This window comes from Sporocytophaga myxococcoides DSM 11118, from assembly GCF_000426725.1.
GTDB lineage: Bacteria > Bacteroidota > Bacteroidia > Cytophagales > Cytophagaceae > Sporocytophaga > Sporocytophaga myxococcoides.
Map to the genome: position 1 here is coordinate 463,023 of NZ_AUFX01000005.1, position 17,018 is coordinate 480,040.

The 17,018-nt window shown below is 37.3% G+C and carries 12 protein-coding genes and 1 riboswitch; of the genes, 7 read left to right on the forward strand and 5 right to left on the reverse strand.

The window, feature by feature from the left end:
- The first annotated feature begins 1 nt into the window (after position 1).
- Positions 2-616 carry a DUF4337 domain-containing protein gene (locus K350_RS0107955; protein WP_028979454.1) on the forward strand — a complete coding sequence of 205 codons (615 nt, stop codon included), beginning with the start codon at positions 2-4 and terminating at the stop codon, positions 614-616.
- A gap of 3 nt (positions 617-619) precedes the next feature.
- Positions 620-1,381 (forward strand): glycosyltransferase family 2 protein, encoded by a 762-nt coding sequence (locus tag K350_RS0107960; protein ID WP_028979455.1) that lies wholly within the window; start codon positions 620-622, stop codon positions 1,379-1,381.
- A 9-nt stretch (positions 1,382-1,390) separates the two neighbouring features.
- Here the strand turns inward: K350_RS0107960 and K350_RS0107965 are convergent, their stop codons facing one another.
- Entirely contained in the window at positions 1,391-2,326 is a 936-nt protein-coding gene (locus K350_RS0107965) for a Ppx/GppA phosphatase family protein (RefSeq protein WP_028979456.1), read from the reverse strand.
- Positions 2,327-2,531: 205 nt separating this feature from the next.
- Positions 2,532-2,644: riboswitch (SAM riboswitch) on the forward strand.
- A 72-nt stretch (positions 2,645-2,716) separates the two neighbouring features.
- On the opposite strand from K350_RS0107965, the gene metH reads away from it, so the two are divergent.
- The gene (metH, locus tag K350_RS0107970) at positions 2,717-6,448 is read left to right on the forward strand and encodes a methionine synthase (RefSeq protein ID WP_028979457.1); all 3,732 of its coding nucleotides are present in this window, start codon (positions 2,717-2,719) and stop codon (positions 6,446-6,448) included.
- Positions 6,449-6,632: 184 nt separating this feature from the next.
- On the opposite strand, the gene K350_RS0107975 is transcribed toward metH, so the two are convergent.
- Positions 6,633-6,968 carry a YtxH domain-containing protein gene (locus K350_RS0107975; protein WP_051312967.1) on the reverse strand — a complete coding sequence of 112 codons (336 nt, stop codon included), beginning with the start codon at positions 6,966-6,968 and terminating at the stop codon, positions 6,633-6,635.
- Between the two features lie 158 nt (positions 6,969-7,126).
- Between K350_RS0107975 and K350_RS0107980 the strand changes: the two genes are divergently transcribed.
- The 4 genes from K350_RS0107980 to K350_RS0107995 all read left to right on the forward strand — a co-directional run bounded on the left by K350_RS0107980 (position 7,127) and on the right by K350_RS0107995 (position 10,568).
- Positions 7,127-7,852 (forward strand): hypothetical protein, encoded by a 726-nt coding sequence (locus tag K350_RS0107980; RefSeq protein ID WP_156026968.1) that lies wholly within the window; start codon positions 7,127-7,129, stop codon positions 7,850-7,852.
- A 150-nt stretch (positions 7,853-8,002) separates the two neighbouring features.
- Positions 8,003-8,956, forward strand: a complete 954-nt coding sequence (metF, locus tag K350_RS0107985) for a methylenetetrahydrofolate reductase [NAD(P)H] (RefSeq protein WP_028979460.1) — start codon at positions 8,003-8,005, stop codon at positions 8,954-8,956.
- A 9-nt stretch (positions 8,957-8,965) separates the two neighbouring features.
- Entirely contained in the window at positions 8,966-9,823 is an 858-nt protein-coding gene (locus tag K350_RS0107990) for a hydroxymethylglutaryl-CoA lyase (protein ID WP_028979461.1), read from the forward strand.
- A 1-nt stretch (position 9,824) separates the two neighbouring features.
- On the forward strand, positions 9,825-10,568 hold the full coding sequence (locus tag K350_RS0107995) for a (Fe-S)-binding protein (protein WP_028979462.1): 744 nt from the start codon (positions 9,825-9,827) through the stop codon (positions 10,566-10,568).
- Here K350_RS0107995 and K350_RS0108000 read toward each other — a convergent pair.
- The 3 genes from K350_RS0108000 to K350_RS0108010 all read right to left on the reverse strand — a co-directional run bounded on the left by K350_RS0108000 (position 10,555) and on the right by K350_RS0108010 (position 17,003).
- Positions 10,555-11,361, reverse strand: a complete 807-nt coding sequence (locus K350_RS0108000; RefSeq protein WP_028979463.1) for a DUF4249 domain-containing protein — start codon at positions 11,359-11,361, stop codon at positions 10,555-10,557. The two genes, K350_RS0107995 and K350_RS0108000, sit on opposite strands and share 14 nt — an antisense overlap.
- 5 nt (positions 11,362-11,366) lie before the next feature.
- Positions 11,367-13,682 carry a TonB-dependent receptor gene (locus tag K350_RS0108005; protein WP_028979464.1) on the reverse strand — a complete coding sequence of 772 codons (2,316 nt, stop codon included), beginning with the start codon at positions 13,680-13,682 and terminating at the stop codon, positions 11,367-11,369.
- Positions 13,683-13,766: 84 nt separating this feature from the next.
- Positions 13,767-17,003, reverse strand: a complete 3,237-nt coding sequence (locus K350_RS0108010) for a M1 family metallopeptidase (RefSeq protein WP_028979465.1) — start codon at positions 17,001-17,003, stop codon at positions 13,767-13,769.
- Between the last annotated feature and the right edge of the window lie 15 nt (positions 17,004-17,018).

Genomic DNA, 17,018 nt, shown 5'->3' on the forward strand with positions numbered 1-17,018 from the left:
AATGGAAGAACCTGAAAAAAAGAGCAACAGGCTTGAGACATACTGTGGCTTGTTACTTGCTGTATTTGCCGCAGTACTTGCTATTGCAGATCTGGGAGGAGGAAAATTCGGGGATGATGAAATTATTGAGACTAATGAGAAAAGCTCTGCATACATGTGGTATCAGTCCAAAAGTATTAAAGAATCATTGGCTGAGGGGCAAGGCGAGTTGCTCAAGTCATTACTTAAGTCAGGAGTGATTGTTGAGGATAAAAGAACTGCAATTGAAAATGTTGTTGCAGGACTTGATAAAGAGGTGGAGAGATATTCTAAGGAGAAGAAAGAAATTCTACTTGGGTCAAATGCAGTGGGTAAAGAAAATTGGGTGCAGGAACTGAATGGAAAACTAGGCCAGGTGATAGGGGTAAAAGAATGGGAAGAACACCTTCGAATTCTGGGAAGGGCAGGAGATTATTTTGATCTTGCTACACTGTTTCTTCAGATTTCTCTGGTGATGGGTGCTATAAGTCTTATCACATCAACGGAAAAAAGTAAAAAAGCTTTTTTTATGTTGCTTATTGGCCTGGGATTAATAGGAAGTACATTTACAGTTTATGCGTTCAGTATCGTTCATTAAAATATGAAAGTACCTGTATCTGCTGTCGTTATAACATACAATGAGGAAAGAAACATCGAAAGATGTTTACAATCCCTTGCTCGTCTTACTAACGATATTATAGTGGTGGATTCATTCAGTAGAGATAGTACTGAAGAAATTTGCAGAAAATACAATGTTAATTTTCTGAGAAGAAAGTGGGAGGGATATGGTCCTACCAAAAATTTGGGCAACAGCTATGCGCGCTATGATTATATACTTTCTCTGGATGCAGATGAAGAGCTGTCAGGAGAGCTGATCAATGAAATCAAAAGCGAATTTAATAATAAGCCTCAATACGATTGCTATGAAGTGCCACGAAAGTCCAATTTCTGCGGTAAATGGCTGAGGTTTGGGCACTGGAATCCTGAATCTCATATCAGGATTTTTCGCAAAGATAAAATTTATTGGGATAGCAGCCCCGTACATGAAAAGCTCTGTTTTGAAAAGAATACGACAATCAAAAAGCTTAAAGGATCTATTCTTCATTATACTATTTATTCGCTTGATCAGTATGATCAGAAAAATGATAAGTATAGCACGCTGGCAGCTGAAAGACTTTTTAAAGATGGAAAGAAACCTGGATTTATCAAGTTATACATTAGTCCGTTTTATAGGTTTTTTCATTCCTACATACTTAAGCTGGGTGTACTTGACGGATATTATGGTTATGTCATTGCCAAAGAAACAGGTAAAGTGACCTTCCAAAAATATAATAAACTGAAAAAGTTAAGGGCAGAAAAATAAATTCCCGGATTATTTCGGGAACTTATTTGTATTGATGATGGTCACCTGTTCTTCTAAGTTGTGCATATTTCTTCTAAACAACATTTGTATCAGGCCATCTTTCAGACCTAGTTCAGGCACTACCATTTCTTTAGCTCCTGCATATTTCATCACAGAAATATAGATATCCGAAGCCGGAACTATAACATCAGCACGGTCAGGATTGAGGTTTAGTACATGAATCCTATCTTCGTAAGTCATTGCAGCTACCTGTTTCTGCACTCCTTCAATCTTGTCGATTTTAATACTTGGCTTAAGGTCTTTTGATCTTGAAAGGTTAGCTAGTTCATAGATTTTTCCTATGTTGCCACCCGTACCAATAGCATAGACAGGAATACTTGCCTTAGATATATTGTCTTTTACCCACTTCTCCATTCTATTCCACTCTTCAGGCGCATCTAGTTTATTAAGTCTTCTTACCGATCCGATTTTAAAGGATTGTGCAGCAACTTTCTTTTTATTTACGAAAATATTCAGCTCCGTACTACCGCCTCCTACGTCAATATGGATATAGCTTTTTTCGTCAAGTTCATTAAATAGAACTGCATTTATTAGATCAGCTTCCTTATCTCCATCAATAATATCTATTGAAATATCAACTTCTTTCTTTACTCGTTCTGCAATTTCCCTTCCATTTGTAGATTCTCGCATCGCTGAAGTCGCACAGAATATATAATCATCCACTTCGTAAAGCTCCAAAAGCATTTTGAAAGTTTTCATCAGCTTTACGAACTTTTCCTCTTTTTCCGGACTAATCTTATTGAACTGGAATACATCCTGACCAAGCCTAAGCGGAAAACGGACATATTCAAGTTTCTTAAAGTTGAATATGTCATTGTGTTTCAGGATGCTTGTTATCTGAAAACGGATAGCGTTGGAGCCAATATCTACTGCAGCAAATTTCAAATTAAATGGGTTTTATTGTAAAATTGAACAGCATTGAATTTCAGGAGTTAATCCGAATCGAAGCTTTTCTTAATTCAATTCAAAAATAGAGGAATTAAGGAAAAGAGATGTTTAAAATGTTAAAAAATTATTACATCAACCTTTGAATGCAAAGAATTTTGGAGATTATTTCTTTAAAAAGAAACTTTATTATTAATTTGCATTGAACTTATCCGGAAAGACGGAGGGATTGGGCCCTTAGATGTCTTAGCAACCCTTTAAAAGAAGGTGCTAACTCCCACTCTGAGAATTTTTATTTTCAGCAGAGAAAGATAAGGTAGAACTCCTTCCCGGGAATCTCTCCGTTTAAGCTCTTCATAATTTTATTCATTAAAAAAAAGTTATTGAAAAATGACTGTTAACATTCAGGAAGTATTAAAGAAAAAGATACTTGTGCTTGATGGTGCTATGGGGACCATGATTCAGGGGTATACACTTGAAGAGGAAGATTTCAGAGGAGAAAGATTTAAAGATCATAAAGGCGATTTGAAAGGCAATAACGACTTGTTATCGCTTACTCGTCCCGATATCATTAAAGAAATCCACCTGAAGTATCTTGAAGCCGGCGCTGATATTATCGAAACAAATACTTTTAGCGGTACTTCGATTGCTATGGCGGATTATCATATGGAAGATCTTGTTTATGAACTAAACTATGAATCTGCAAGAATTGCCAAAGAAGCTACGGAGATTTATAACCAGAAGGATCCTTCGAAACCAAGATTTGTAGCGGGATCAATAGGTCCAACAAACAGAACGGCTTCATTATCGCCAGATGTAAACAATCCAGGCTATAGAGCCGTAACTTTTGACGATCTGGTAAAAGCATATTATGAACAAGTAAAAGGCCTTGCAGATGGAGGAGCTGACCTGTTTCTTGTAGAAACAGTTTTCGATACTCTTAACTGTAAAGCTGCTTTATTTGCTATTGAATCTTATAAGGAAGATACAGGATCAAAGATTCCTGTGATGATTTCCGGTACAATTACTGATGCAAGTGGAAGAACTTTATCTGGACAAACAGTAGAAGCTTTCTTGTATTCAGTAACTCACTTGCCTGTTTTAACAGTAGGTTTTAACTGTGCTTTAGGAGCAAAACAATTAAAGCAACACATCCGGGATCTTGCAAAGGAATCTGTTACAGGTATCAGTGCACACCCTAATGCCGGTTTGCCCAACGAATTCGGTCAATATGATGAAACTCCGGAGGAGATGGCTTCGACCATCAAGGAGTTTTTAGATGAAGGTCTTCTAAATATTATTGGTGGATGCTGCGGAACCACTCCTGCACACATTAAAGCAATTGCAGATTTAGCCGCACAATACTCTCCTAGACCAAATCCTGAATCAGATCATCTTTCAAGATATAGCGGACTAGAGCCTTTGAAAGTCTTCAAAGGAGCTAACTTTATAAATATCGGAGAAAGAACCAATGTTACAGGTTCTAAAATGTTTGCCCGTCTTATCAAAGAAGGCAATTATGAGGAAGCGCTTGCTGTAGCCAGAAACCAAGTTGAAGGTGGGGCACAGGTGATCGATGTGAATATGGATGAGGGGATGCTTGACTCTGAGCAGGCAATGACTACTTTCCTTAATCTTATTGCTTCTGAGCCTGATATTGCGAAACTTCCTATCATGGTGGATTCATCCAAATGGTCCGTGATTGAAGCTGGTCTTAAATGTGTACAAGGTAAAGCCATTGTAAACTCTATAAGCTTAAAAGAAGGCGAAGAGAAGTTTAAAGAACATGCCAGAAAAGTCAGAAAGTACGGTGCTGCAGTTGTTGTAATGGCGTTTGACGAGCAAGGACAAGCAGATTCTTACGAAAGAAGAATCGAGATCTGCAAAAGAGCTTATGATATTCTTACTAAGGAAGTAAATTTCCCTGCAGAAGATATAATTTTTGACCCTAATATACTTACTGTTGCTACAGGTATTGAAGAACACAATAATTATGCTGTGGATTTTATCAATGCTACAAGATGGATCAAAGGAAATCTTCCGGGTGTAAAGGTAAGTGGTGGTGTTAGTAACATATCCTTCTCTTTCAGAGGAAACGATGTGGTTAGAGAAGCGATGCACTCTGCTTTCCTGTATCATGCAATTAAAGCAGGTCTGGATATGGGTATTGTTAATGCAGGTATGATTGAGGTTTATGAGAATATTCCCAAAGATCTGCTGGAGCATGTCGAAGATGTATTACTGAACAGGCGTCCTGATGCCACAGAGCGAATGCTTGAGATGGCTGAAAAGGTTAAAAATAAAGGGAAAGAGGCTGTTAAAGATGAAACCTGGCGTAAATTACCTGTTGGGGAAAGATTAGCTCATGCTCTGGTGAAGGGTGTTGTTGATTATATAGATCAGGACGTAGAAGAAGCAAGGCATATGTTTGCTAAACCATTAGAGGTTATTGAAGGGCCTTTGATGGATGGAATGAACATTGTAGGTGATCTTTTCGGTGAAGGAAAAATGTTCCTGCCTCAGGTAGTGAAGAGTGCAAGGGTAATGAAAAAGGCGGTAGCTTATCTGCTTCCATTTATTGAAGAAGAAAAGAAAAAAGGAGGAGGAGAAGGCCGAAGTGCAGGTAAGATCCTTATGGCTACAGTAAAAGGAGATGTACATGATATAGGAAAAAATATTGTCGGTGTAGTTTTGGGATGTAACAACTATGAGATCATCGATCTTGGGGTAATGGTGCCTACCGATAAAATCATTAAGGCCGCCCAGGAAAATAACGTCGATATCATAGGACTTAGCGGTCTGATAACCCCTTCTCTTGATGAGATGGTTACAGTTGCAAGGGAAATGGAAAAGGCGGGTTTAAAGGTGCCTTTGTTGATTGGAGGAGCTACAACATCAAGAATTCATACAGCTGTAAAAATTGATCCGCACTATAGTGGTTCAGTTGTCCATGTACTGGATGCATCAAGAAGTGTTCCGGTTGCTGGAAGTCTTATGAGCCTCGAAAATAAAGATAACTTTGTTCAGAATCTTAAATCGGAATATTCTAAAGCTCGCGAGGAACATTCTAAAAGGCAAAAAGATAAAAATTATATCAGCATTGAGCAGGCAAGAGCTAATAAAACACCTATTGACTGGTCGACTACGAAAGTAACTAAGCCTGCATTCCTGGGTACAAAATTCTTTGATGATTATTCTTTGTCAGAGATTAGTAAATACATCGATTGGACTCCTTTCTTCCAGACCTGGCAGCTTAAAGGAAAGTTTCCTAAGATTTTAGAAGATCCGATTATCGGGACAGAGGCTAAAAAACTTTATGATGACGCAAGAGCTCTTTTAAAAGAAGTCATAGAGAAAAAATTATTGCAGGCAAAAGCAGTTATAGGGTTTTATCCTGCCACAAGAGGAGGGGATGATGATATCATTCTGCATGAATTCAATAAAGAAATAATAGATCACGGCAATCATAAGCACGAAGTCTTCAGAGAGGATAGAAGTAAAGTCCTTACAACTTTCCATACTTTGAGGCAACAAGGCTTGAAAGGCAAAGGTATACCTAATCTGGCACTCAGTGATTTTATTGCTCCCAAAGAATCGGGAATCAGTGATTATATAGGTGGTTTTGCGGTGACAGCGGGAATAGGAATTGAAGCTATAATTGAAAAGTATGATAAAGAACACGACGATTATAATTCAATACTTATAAAAGCAATAGCAGATAGATTGGCTGAAGCCTTTGCTGAATGTATGCATGAGAAGGTAAGGAAAGAGTATTGGGGATATGCAAGTGATGAGTCATTCGATAATGAGGCTTTAATAAAAGAAGAGTATGCAGGAATAAGACCTGCACCAGGGTATCCTGCATGTCCGGACCATACAGAGAAGAGCATCTTATTCAAGCTTCTTGATCCTAATTGCAGAACAGGAATTGCATTAACCGAAAGCTTTGCAATGTACCCTGCATCATCGGTAAGTGGTATGTATTTTTCTCATCCTGATTCCAAATATTTTGGCTTGGGTAAAATAGAAAAAGATCAGGTGGTAGACTATGCCAAGAGAAAAAATATGTCAGTAGAAGAAGTTGAGAAGTGGCTTAGCCCAGTTCTAAACTATGATATTTAATGAAGTTAAAAGTTGAAAGCTCAAAGTTTAAAGTATTGGGATTATGGGGAATTTTAAGGCGAAAGTCTCGTCAGGCGAAAATGATTATCTTGATACTTAATTTAAAATCAGGCTTTTGATTTTTTATAAAAAAAGGCTGTCCCAAGAAATGAGACAGCCTTTTTTATGATTTTATAAAATCCCATTATGGGTTTGCCTGAGTCTGAGCTTGGGCTTGCTGACTATAGTCATTGATCAAAGAAAATGCAGATTGTTTTAAGTTGTTCAATTTTTCAACTCCTTTCTGCACTTGACCATTCACGTCGGTTTTTAGCTGAGATGCTTTGTCAGAGATATTTTTTCTTGTTACATCTCCTTTTTCTGGGGCTAATAGAATACCGGCAATTGCGCCCGTCGCCGCTCCGGCAAGGAAACCCAAAAATACTTTCACATTTTCATCCATAATTACATTCGGTTTTGGTTGTACATCCAGTTCCTTTACTAATATATAAAGTGATTTTGAGTGAAATATGTTTCCCATAGGGGAAAAATTGACAATGAATTTCTTCTAAAATTGTACTTTTTTTACCTCGTAAGGGATAGATACTTGTATTTTATAGATGAAAAACCTATATTTTGTGTATCAAAAGTATCACTGTTATACTTCCCTATAACAGTGAGAAACTTAAACCGCCAAAAATGTTTTCCCAAAGTATTGATCATTTGCGCCTTGAGTGGCTCATTAATTTTTACAATAAATTAACGGAGCTAAAAGAGATTCTGGTTATTTCAGATGAAGAACTTAATTCCATTCGGAATGATCTGAAAATGTACCAGTTCTCCTTGAAAAGGATTGAATTTTCCAAGAAGCAATTCCGAAGAAATAACCTTGTAAAAGATTTTTATGCTTATGGTGAAAAAGTGGAGGTGCAGGAAGCTTTAAGTGATTTTGATGAAATGGAGGTTCCTGATAATGTAGAACCAGGCATTTTCAGAAGAATTTCGGATTATATCGAGTACTTGAAGTCCAGACCACAGTTTTGTCGTCAGATAGATCAAAGTCTGGCATTGTTCAGGTTTAAAGTGCTGTTTGACATTTCTGTAACATTAGAGCCTCAGCTTCAGGTTTTCCTTGATGGTGGAAGACCATTGATAAGACTAATGAACCGAAAGGCAGATTCCCTTGATTTATATGTAGACAGAAAGGATGGAAGAGGGTTTGTTTTTTTAGCCAATTATACCCTTAAAGATTTTATAGACACGCATCCTATTCCTCCAAGTTCCTCTATGGTCGTCTGGCAATATATTGCTACATTTAAAATAGGTGAGGATCAGGTGGGGAATTTTTCGGATCCTATTTCCATAAATGTTCAAAGAGAACATTCAGCAAACAAAGATGGGAATCTGGCGCCTGGCTTATTTTAAGAAAAGACCATTTCCCGCATAATATTCCTTTAAAAACTTGAAGACCTTTAATGATTTTTTAAAAATGACTAAAAGCTTAAACCTTTTACTATTTATTGGTTAAACTCTTCGATAAAATAAGTATTTTTGAGCTATCACTTATCTAAGAAGATGAAAGTCGTAGAACACCTGAAAAACGCTAAAAAGACTCTTTTTTCTTTTGAAATCCTTCCACCTTTAAAGGGCCAGGATATTCAGTCTCTTTTTGATGGAATCGATCCTTTGATGGAGTTTAAACCTCCGTTTATAGATGTTACATATCATAGAGAAGAGTTTGTATTCAAGAAAAGAGAAAATGGGCTTCTTGAAAAAAAATCTATTAGAAAAAGACCCGGAACTGTAGGGATTTGCGCAGCTATCATGAATAAATACAAGGTAGATGCTGTACCTCATATTATTTGTGGCGGATTTTCAAGGGAGGAAACGGAAAATGCACTCATTGACCTAAACTTTCTTGGTATCGACAATGTACTGGCATTACGAGGAGATGCTATAAAGTCCGAGGGTACTTTTATTCCTGAAGCCGATGGCCATCATTATGCCTCCGATCTTATCAAGCAAATTAAATGTATGAATCAGGGTGTATACCTTGATGATGATTTGCAGAATCCCGTTCCTTCAGATTTCTGTATTGGAATAGCGGGGTATCCTGAAAAGCACTTTGAAGCGCCCAATCTTCAGACAGATATTAAATATCTAAAGCAAAAAGTTGAGCTGGGTGCAGAATACATCGTTACACAGATGTTCTTTGATAATCAGAAGTTTTTTGATTTTGTGAAGAAATGCAGGGAAGAGGGGATTACAATTCCAATTCTACCTGGGCTTAAGCCTATAACTACCCAAAAGCAAATTACAATACTTCCAAGTATATTCCATATGGACATTCCAGTCGAATTGTCTGAAGCAATCAGCAAATGTAAAACTACTGATCAGGTGAAAGAAGTTGGAATAGAATGGACAATTCAGCAATCCAAAGAGTTGATGGAATTCGGTGTACCTGTTCTGCATTATTATTCTATGGGGAAATCTGATAGCGTAAAACAAATAGCTTCTGCTTTATTTTAAGATTTATAGATGTCTGCGGTAAAAATTATTGAATGCCCCAGAGATGCGATGCAGGGCATTAAGGAATTTATTCCTACTGAACTTAAAATAAAATATATCAACCAACTTCTGAAAGCAGGGTTTGATACCATTGATTTTGGAAGTTTTGTATCTCCGGCTGCTGTGCCACAGATGAGTGATACAGCAAAGGTACTTGAGCAGCTTGATCTTTCCGGATCTAAATCAAAGTTACTAGCTATTATTGCAAACGTTAGAGGAGCACAAGATGCAGCCTCTCATAAGAAAATACATTATCTGGGGTTTCCTCTTTCTCTTTCTGAAACTTTTCAAAAAAGAAATACCAACAAAAGTGTTGAAGAAGCCTTTGTTCAGGTGAAAGAAATACAAGCCATTTGTGAATTAAATAAGAAAGAGTTTGTGGTTTATCTTTCAATGGGCTTTGGAAATCCTTACGGAGATCCATATAATGTAGAATATGTTAAAGATTTTACAGGAAAACTTTTTGATATAGGGGTAAGGATAGTATCATTATCAGACACAATAGGAATAGCAAAGAAAGAAGATCTGCAATATCTATTTACTTCTTTGATTCCTGCTTTTCCAAAGATTGAATTCGGTGCTCATTTACATGCTTCTCCTTTTAACGCTGTTGATATGGTTAAGGAAACTTATACAGCAGGTTGTAGAAGGTTTGATGGCGCCCTCAAAGGATTTGGCGGATGCCCTATGGCAAAAGACGATTTGGTAGGTAATATCGCTACTGAAAAAATGCTTGAATATTTCTCCTCTCATAACATAGAAACAGGCGTTGATTTTAAAGCATTAGAAGATGCTATGGCAATAGCAGCACAGGTTTTTCCACAATAGTATGCGCGCAGTAGAAGTAAACCTTTTTATACCCTGTTCTGTTAACCACTTCTTCCCGAAAACCGGATTTAACACTATCAGATTACTTGAACACCTGGGATGCAAAGTACATTTTAAGGAAAATCAAAAATGCTGTGGTTTGCCTTTCTTGAATACAGGAGCTTTTGATGATGCAATGGAGTTTGGTGTAAAGTTTTTGGAGGAAAATTCATCATCTGTAAACTACACTGTTATTCCATCCGGCGCCTGTCTTAATATGGTACGGAACAATTATAAACTTTTCTTCGACAGTTCTTCTCATAGGAATGATTATAAGAACTCGAGGAAAAAGACATTTGAACTTAGCGAATTTATTGTCAATGTTCTCAAAGTGGAAAATGTAAAAGGTGCCAATTTTTCTGGAAGAGCTGTTTACCATGATTCTTGCACAGCACTTAATTTTTGTCAGATTAAAGATGCTCCCCGAAAATTGTTAAAGTGTATCAATGGTCTTGAATTGCTGGAATTTAATGAAAGCAGTTGTTGTGGTTTTGGAGCAAACTATTCATTGTGCTCCAGCAAAGCCTCTCAAAATATAGTTGGTAAAAAGGTGGAGGAGGCCTTGGCTATGAACGCTGACTATATCATTTCGACAGACTACTCATGTCTGGGGCATTATGCAGAATATATCAGCAAAAATAAGAAGGCATTAAAGGTGATCCATCTGGCTGATGTCCTTGCTGAATCGTTGCTTATTTCACAATGAGGTCCTTTTGTGCGGGCTGAAACCCGGTAATGATGCCAATCCCTCCTGTTACATTTGACATGATCTTCGATGGTTGTGCAAAAGGATTTCCATTTGAATCTGAAGCATTTTTAGTTGAAGTGACAAAGTCATAGTAATCTTTGTTGATATGAAAGAGTTGAATTATAACTTTGCTCCCCTGAAAGAATATATAATTTGAACCAATCCCTCCTTGTTCGGTTTGAATGGCATCATCATTAAAAACCATATCCCATTTGCCTTCTCCATCTAAGGAATCCTGTATTCCGATTATTCTATAATAATCTTTAGTTGCAGGATTGTCCTGAAACTTTACCTGAATAGCAGCTTTCTCTGGATCATCTGTGAAAAATGAAATCGTATCAATAACCACAGGCTTCATGATTGTTGTTCTACCCTCGATAATCCTACCGTTTTTGTCTTTTATTGAAACATAAAAGTCATTGTCAAAATCCAGAGGTACAACCGTGTTTTCATCCGTTGAATAATTATAATATTTTTTATTTATCGGATTTAAACCAAATGGTTTTGAGGTAGGATAGTATACTTTACCTGCGTGCACCACTTCCACTGTGGCACCTTCTATTGGAGTAACCTGTGGCGGATCAAAGTAACCAGCAGATTCGGTGAGCAATAAGCGGAATGGCTTTCCTGGTTCAAGATAAAATTCTACTACTGGCTGGCTAGTATATGATGGCAGCTCAACAGTTATATTTTTCTCCCTGTTACAGGAAAATAATAATATAGATATGATAAAGTAAGCAAGCAGTCTCATGCAAATCAAAACTTAAAATTATATGTCAGACTTGGAATAATTGGAAATAATGAAACCTGTTTTGCCTGGAATTTTGTAGTGACTCCAAATTCATTTTGGATTTCATCAAAATATATGAAATAGGCATTTTTACGATTATATACATTATAAATGCTGAAGGTAAGGTCTGACTCACGTCCTTCTTTCTTAGGCTTAAATTTATAAATCAATCCCAAATCCATCCTATGATAGGAAGGCATTCTGAAACCATTTCTTTTGGAATAAATAGGAATTACCTTTGGTGTAGTGCCTTCTATATCCTGCATAATAAACCTGCCATTAGGCAATGAAACGGCGTTCCCGGTGCCATATACCCAGGTGCCGCTAATATTAAGCTTTTCGGTAAGCTTATGGACGATTACTATAGAAACATCATGTCTTCTGTCATATCTCGCAAAGAATTTTTCTCCATCATTAATGTATGGGAATTGTTTCCATGTCCATGACAATGTATAGCCAATCCACCCTGTGGTTTTTCCTTTTCTCTTTTCAAGGTAAACTTCATTTCCATAAGCCCATCCTTTACCAAATACAAATTCCTGATCAAGATTAGGATTTGAATAAATCATAGCTCCGTCTTTAAAATCTATCTGCCGTTTCATCCACTTGTAGTAGATCTCGTCTGTCAGATAGAATTTATCCCCTAAAATTACAGAAAGCCCTGTGGCTACCTGGTCTGAACGTTGTGGCTTTACAGTGCTGTTGGAAGGATACCATATATCAGTAGGTAGACTTGCTCCCGAGTTTGATATTAAATGTATGTACTGATACATTCTGGCAAAGCTTCCTTTCCATGAAACTTTTTCACTGATAAGATATCTGAATGAAACTCTGGGTTCTATCCCTCCAAAATAATTGGATTTATTCTTGAATAAAGACAAGCGAAGTCCTGTGTTAAATTTCCACCTTACACCTACATCGAAATCATCGGAGGCATAGATGGCTCCTTCCTGAGAAGTAAACACAGAGCCAAGGCCAAGTTGAACAGTACCATCATCAGTACCTGCCCTTAGTCTTCCCACAATATACCGATGGTAACTTGTATATAGGCCGAATTTGATATTATGCTTTTCAGAATGTTTGTAAGTAAAATCACTTTGGATTGTATAATCCCTCACCATAGAGCTTAGCTTAAATGAGAAATCCTTAAACCGGTTTTTGATATTGTATCGGTAATCAGAATATATCACAGAAGTTGTCACTTTAAGCTTATCAGAAAAAATATGATTCCAGCCCCCTACACCTACTGAATTACCCCAGTTAAATGTGAAGTCCAGGCTATTTTGATTATACTTGAACACATCTCGGCCAAAGTATCCTGTCAGGTAAAATGAATTCTTTTTATCTAATGTATAATTTACTTTTCCATTCAAGTCATAAAAATAATAGGCAGGGATAGGATCATAAGAAGCGTTATTTTTATTCATTCTGTTGAGCTGACTTGTAAATACATCAAAGTATGTACGTCGGGCAGATATGATGTAGGATGCTTTGTCTTTTTTTATTGGCCCGTCTACTGTAAGTCTGGACGCAATCAAACCAATGCCGCCTCTCACTGAAGTTTTAGTCTCACTACCTTCATTAAGTTTGACATCGACCACGGATGATAATCTTCCTCCATACTGAGCAGGAAAATCGCCTTTGTACAAATCAATACTTTTTACAGCATCTGTATTAAATATGCTAAATAAGCCAAAAAGGTGATTAGGATTGTAGACTACCGCATTATCAACCACAAAGAGATTCTGATCAGGTCCACCGCCTCTCACATACAGGCCTGAAGTTCCTTCTCCGCCTGATTGGATACCTGGTTTTAACTGAAGAATTTTTAAAAGATCAGGTTCTCCAAACAAAACCGGTACCTGCTTGGCATCCTTCGCAGTTAAAGTTATTTTACTCATTTGAGTGGAGTTAATGGCTTCTTTATGAGGATTACCTTCAATGACTATTTCCTTTAATTGTTCGTCATCATCGGCCAAAAGAAAATCCACAGACATATCCTGTCCAAGATTGATTATGATTACTTCCTTTTTGTAGCCAAGTTGCTCTACAATAAGGGTAATGGTATCATAAGGGATTGATATGCTGTAAAAACCGTTTTCATCAGTCATAGTACCTGCCTGGGCAGAAGGGGCAGAGACAACCACCCCGATAATAGGTTCGTTGGTTATCTTGTCTTTTATAGTTCCTGATACTGTGTATGCATTTTGAGCATACAAAGCATTCAGCACGCTGAAAAATGAAAACGTTAAAAGAAAAGAAAATTTGCAGAAATTATTCATCCCACTAAACGATTACGGCCCTAGTTACAAATAGTTAGCCATGTTTAATAAAACACAAGGTTCTACTAATACATACTATATTTCTTAAAACGCTCTGTTAATGCCAATTACATATCTGAATTTAAAGTAATCAGACACAGCAGGGGGTGTGTTTACAAAAAAGGGCATATCAAACCTGAGGGTAACAGGCTTCATATCATACGGCCCGAATTTGAATGTAACAGCAGACCCTATACCAGCATCTAACCTGAATTTTCCGAAATAGTTTTCCGAAGCAGAGCTCGTATTAAGAATACCTAAATCAGAGAAAAGGTAAGTGTCTATCTTGAAATTTTTAGTAAGCCCTTTGGCAGGAATTTTTATGTATTTATCAAAGTCAATTTCTGCATTAAAGGCTGCTCCGGAATTTCCATAATAGTTGTAAATCAATACTTCTTGTCCATTAATGGTGTGAATTTCAGGTGCGAGATAGCCTGCAAAACCTCTGAGGTTCAAACCTCCTCCCATTTGGAAGTGGTTGTAATTCTGTCCATAACCTAACCAATGATTTGGTACAAAACCTCTCGCTTGTGTAAATCTGTTATCCAGCATTTGTTCCTGATTAGCACTTGCCAGATATAAAGTTGATTCAAGAGGTAGATCGCCCAGACCTATTTGTCCGAAAACTCTTGTTTTGAATTCAAACTTCTTAAGCGTGAACCTGTTAATGGAGTTCAGTTGAGCATAAGAATAGTTGTAATCAGATCCCATCGATGGTAGCCTTACATTGAATGTATACTCTCCATTGCCTTTTCCATATGTGTAATAGTGAAAGTATCCCATATTCACTGTTGCATTTACCAGGCCAGATGTAAAATCTCCCTGAAAACGACCCCATTGCTCAGGATAAAGTCTGTACACAAAATAGTTATCAGTAGTAATGAGATATTTCGCATTAATGAAGAGTTTTGAATACTTTGAAGCTCTTTGGTCTGGTTCACGGATAACTTTCTCTAAGCCCGCATTCAAATTAGCAATGCCTGCATTATAGTATAGATTAGTATTGGCACTTAAGCCTTTCCAGATTAAAGAAAGATTTCTTTTTAAATAGATATCAGCAGCAACCCATTGATGTTTCAGGTCAAGGTCTTTTTCTGATTTGCCTTGAGCAAGACCTGTATTAAACCAGAAACCTGCTGAATACTGGAATTTCCCAAAGTAACTTCCTTTGAAGTAAGGCCCTACCTGCAGACCATCAAAACTATTGTACCAGACATCTGGTCTCAATGTATTTTTCTGCACTGTCCAACTCGTAACATTAGGTACCCTGTGTTCAAATTCAAGTATTTTAATCCCGCCATCTCCTGCTTTATTGTTTGTAAGATTAATATCTGCAAGATAATGTTTCGGATCTATCTCAATGGTTTTGATAGGAGAAGGTAACTTGATAGATGCTTTATAAGTAGGGTTTAATAAGCCCCATCCGTACCATTTAGGAAGAATGGTTGCATTGGTCTTTTTAATGAACCATGTATTGGGTATATGGAAATCATGAGTACTGCCATCAGAAGCTTTAACAGTGAAGTCTAAAGGCATTTGCATGCTACCTTTTCTTCTGAACTTAATTTCATATTCATTTTCCTTGCTGACTCTTTTTACCTCATCAATGCCATAATCGATGTATTTGGTAGTTTCCATCCATTGATCGAAGAACCAATTAAGGTCAGTCTGTGTGTATTCCGTAATGGCATCTCGGAAGTCTTCAGGGTAAGGATGTGCGAATTTCCACTTGTTAAAGTAATGCTTCATTGCTCTTGAAAACAGATCTTCTCCAAGCACATACCGAAGGTTGTAGAGCATGGTTCCTGTTTTATAATATACAAGGCCATAGTTTCCTCCATGTCTTATTGCACCATGGAAATCGGAGCTGTGTGTGTTGAGCGGATCATCATAGCCTTCCACAACATGATTCAGATATGGATAGTATAGATTTTCATATCTTGTATCGGAAGAATCAACATGTTTGGTGATGTATTTATTCTTGCCGATTCTTGCTCTCTTTTCCCCGACAATTCTATCTAAAGACCACACTGTTAAAAATTGTGTAAACCCTTCATCCATCATAGCTCTATAGGTTTCATTAGACCCTACCATCCCATAAAACCACATATGTCCAACCTCATGGGCCAGCAGACTTTGATGTTGAGGATAAGTACCATTATCCAAAGTAAGCATTGAATACTCCATGCCGTCTTTTGCGTCTGCAACAACTATCTTGGGCCACGCATACATTCCAAAATCCTGAGAATATACTTTGATCACGTTAGCAGTGAAGTAAGCCGATAACTGCCATCCTGATGCATGGGGTTCCTGAGCAATAGCAACTACTCTGATACCATTCCATATTAATTCTCCGATTCTATAGAGCGGATCTGCAGTGAAAGCGAAATTGTGGACATTCTTTGCATGATAAACCCAGGTTTTGAATTTGCCTTTTTCTCGCGGAATCACAATAGAAGGAGCCTCATTCATAGGTTTTTTAGCAAAGTTTTTCAGATCAAGTTTTTGTCTGAGGGTATCTGGTAAAACTTCTTTTTCATTCAGAAGTGTACCTGTTGCTTCCAGCACGTAGTTGTTAGGAAGTGTCAATTTTATATCAAATGCTCCAAAATCAGAGTAGAATTCTTTGTCGAGGTGTTGTTCTGTCTCCCATGCGAATTTATGGTCATATACTGCAATTGCAGGATACCAATGCACAGCATCGAAGTGTTTGAAACCATATGTTTCATACAGCTTCATCCTTCTTCTCATGGTGCCTGACGGATCAAAATATGTTTTAAAATTCATTGTCACAATAAGCGAATCCCCTGATTTAAGAGGCTTATTGAGAGCTACTTTCATGATGGTATTATCAATGATAGTCTTTACCTCTTCTCCGTCAACTCTTACACTATCGACTACAGTTCCTAACCCCTTGCTTTCAGTAGGTCCGAATTTTACCTTCACATCATTTTCAATATTTAATGCATGATAATAGGATCCGGGAATGAAGGCATTATTATGTAAATGGAAATAAAGCTCTTTTAATTCGAATGGAGAGTTGTTGTAATAAACAAGTTTATAATCGGGACAGACTAGAACATTATTGGAATCATCAAGAAAAACGTCCATGAAGTAATGCACATCCTGTTGCCAGTACCCGGGACTTGGAGGGTTGTTTTTCCAGTAATAAGGATTTTGTTTACTTCTGTAGGGAACATCAGGAGATTGATGAGCAAAATCCTGGGAAAAACTAAGGGTAAATGAAAAGACAGAAAGAAGAGTGAATAAAAAAACGCGCATAAACTTTAATTCAAT

Bases quoted from the DNA above. Each gene is read 5' to 3' on its own strand.
- K350_RS0107955 (WP_028979454.1), top strand. From the start codon at position 2: ATGGAAGAACCTGAAAAAAAGAGCAACAGGCTTGAGACATACTGTGGC.
- K350_RS0107960 (WP_028979455.1), top strand. From the start codon at position 620: ATGAAAGTACCTGTATCTGCTGTCGTTATAACATACAATGAGGAAAGA.
- metH (WP_028979457.1), top strand. From the start codon at position 2,717: ATGACTGTTAACATTCAGGAAGTATTAAAGAAAAAGATACTTGTGCTT.
- K350_RS0107975 (WP_051312967.1), bottom strand. From the start codon at position 6,968: ATGGGAAACATATTTCACTCAAAATCACTTTATATATTAGTAAAGGAA.
- K350_RS0107980 (WP_156026968.1), top strand. From the start codon at position 7,127: ATGTTTTCCCAAAGTATTGATCATTTGCGCCTTGAGTGGCTCATTAAT.
- metF (WP_028979460.1), top strand. From the start codon at position 8,003: ATGAAAGTCGTAGAACACCTGAAAAACGCTAAAAAGACTCTTTTTTCT.
- K350_RS0107990 (WP_028979461.1), top strand. From the start codon at position 8,966: ATGTCTGCGGTAAAAATTATTGAATGCCCCAGAGATGCGATGCAGGGC.
- K350_RS0107995 (WP_028979462.1), top strand. From the start codon at position 9,825: ATGCGCGCAGTAGAAGTAAACCTTTTTATACCCTGTTCTGTTAACCAC.
- K350_RS0108000 (WP_028979463.1), bottom strand. From the start codon at position 11,361: ATGAGACTGCTTGCTTACTTTATCATATCTATATTATTATTTTCCTGT.
- K350_RS0108005 (WP_028979464.1), bottom strand. From the start codon at position 13,682: ATGAATAATTTCTGCAAATTTTCTTTTCTTTTAACGTTTTCATTTTTC.
- K350_RS0108010 (WP_028979465.1), bottom strand. From the start codon at position 17,003: ATGCGCGTTTTTTTATTCACTCTTCTTTCTGTCTTTTCATTTACCCTT.